General features: G+C 61.2%; 2 protein-coding genes. Both read left to right on the top strand.

The features are described 5' to 3' along the window. Nucleotides 1–1,372, top strand: a 1,372-nt coding sequence (gene thrS / locus RMO40_RS24695; RefSeq protein ID WP_309726486.1) for a threonine--tRNA ligase, incomplete at its 5' end; no start/stop codon positions are given. 116 nt (nucleotides 1,373–1,488) lie between these two features. Next, the gene (gene infC, locus RMO40_RS24700) at nucleotides 1,489–1,986 is read left to right on the top strand and encodes a translation initiation factor IF-3 (protein WP_309726488.1); all 498 of its coding nucleotides are present in this window, start codon (nucleotides 1,489–1,491) and stop codon (nucleotides 1,984–1,986) included. Nucleotides 1,987–2,136: the final 150 nt, after the last annotated feature.

A 2,136-nucleotide genomic window follows, 5' to 3' on the forward strand; every position in this document is an offset into this window, starting at 1 on the left:
CCTGTGCCGCGGCCCCCACGTGCCCAGCACGGGCAAGCTCAAGCACTTCAAGCTGATGAAGGTGGCGGGTGCCTACTGGCGCGGCGACCACCGCAACGAGCAGCTGCAGCGCATCTACGGCACGGCCTGGGCGAGCAAGGACGACCTGCAGAAGTACTTGACCATGCTCGAGGAAGCGGAGAAGCGCGACCACCGCAAGCTTGGCAAGGAACTCGATCTCTTCCACATCGACGAGCACGCGCCAGGCGTGGTCTTCTGGCACCCCAAGGGCTGGACGGTGTGGCAGGAGGTGGAGCAGTACATGCGCCGCGTCTACCGCGACAACGGCTACCTCGAGGTCAAGGGCCCGCAGTTGCTGGACAAGACGTTGTGGGAAGCCTCGGGCCACTGGGACAAGTACAAGGACAACATGTTCACGACGGAATCGGAAAAGCGCGACTACGCGCTCAAGCCGATGAACTGTCCTGGCCACATCCTGATCTTCAAGCACGGCGTCAAGAGCTACCGTGACCTGCCGCTGCGCTTCGGCGAGTTCGGTCAGTGCCACCGCAACGAGCCCACAGGCGGCCTGCACGGCATCATGCGTGTGCGCGGCTTCACGCAGGACGATGGCCACATCTTCTGCACGGAAGATCAGATCCTGCCCGAATGCGTCGCCTATACAGCGCTGCTGCAAAAGGTCTATGAGGACTTCGGCTTCACGGACATCATCTACAAGGTGGCGACGCGCCCGGAGGCCCGCATCGGCTCAGACGAGGTCTGGTACAAGGCCGAACACGCGTTGATGGAATCGCTGCGCGCTTCGGGCGTGGACTTCATCATCTCGCCCGGGGACGGCGCCTTCTACGGCCCGAAGATCGAATACACGCTCAAGGACGCGCTGGGCCGCCAATGGCAGTGCGGCACGATGCAGGTCGATTTCTCGATGCCGGGGCGGCTGGGCGCCCAGTTCGTCGACGAGGACGGCCAGCACAAGCACCCCGTCATGCTGCACCGCGCCATCGTCGGCAGCCTGGAGCGTTTCATCGGCATCCTCATCGAGCAGCATGCCGGCGCGCTGCCCGTCTGGCTGGCGCCGACGCAGGTCGTCGTGGCCAATATCACCGACGCACAGGCAGATTACGTTGCGGAAATTGTGAAATCGCTGCAAAAACAAGGGCTTAGGGCCTCCGCCGATTTGCGCAACGAGAAGATCACCTATAAAATCCGTCAGCATTCAATGCAAAAGCTGCCGTACATCCTTGTCGTAGGCGACAAGGAAAAGGCAAATGGCAGCGTTGCGGTACGCGCCCGTGGCAACCAGGATCTTGGCGTGATGCCCCTGCAGGACTTCCTCAACCGGATCTCCGCAGACATCACCAACAAGGTCTGACCAGCCCGCCGGGCGCGATTTGTTTTGTTTGGGCCCTTCGCCTTGGGGCCTGTTGAAAGGTCACCACCATCGCTACGTTTGCCGACCGTCGTGCAATTCCGGAGCGCAAGCACCGGTTGAACCGCGAAATCATGGCTCCCGAAGTCCGTCTGAACGGTCCCGAGAATGAACCCATCGGGGTCGTCAGCATCCAAGAAGCCCTGCGCATGGCGGGCGAGATGGATGTGGACCTGGTCGAGATCTCCCCCACCGCCAATCCACCGGTCTGCCGGTTGATGGACTACGGGAAGTTCAAGTACATCGAGCAGAAGCGCGCTGCCGAAGCCAAGTCCAAGCAGAAGGTCATCGAGATCAAGGAAGTCAAGTTCCGTCCGGGTACGGACGAAGGCGACTACCAGATCAAGATGCGCAATCTGCGCCGCTTCATCGCCGAAGACGGCGACAAGGGCAAGGTCACGTTGCGCTACCGGGGCCGCGAAATCACCCACCAGGACATTGGTATGCGCCTGCTGGAGCGGATTCGCGATGAACTGTCCGACGTGGCGATCGTCGAGAACATGCCGAAGCTCGAAGGTCGGCAAATGATCATGGTCCTGGCGCCGAAAAAGCGCTAAGTCCGAAACCGAGTTCAGCCGGCGGGTTTGGTCGCCCACCGGCTTACAAGTCTCCTGAGGCCAACAAGCATGCCGGGTTCACCGGCATCGCCCCAGGGACACACTAGAAGGAGCATCAACATGCCCAAAATGAAGACCAAGAGCAGCGCG

Origin of the sequence: Rhizobacter sp., assembly GCF_031412075.1 — a bacterium.
Classification (GTDB): domain Bacteria; phylum Pseudomonadota; class Gammaproteobacteria; order Burkholderiales; family Burkholderiaceae_C; genus Rhizobacter.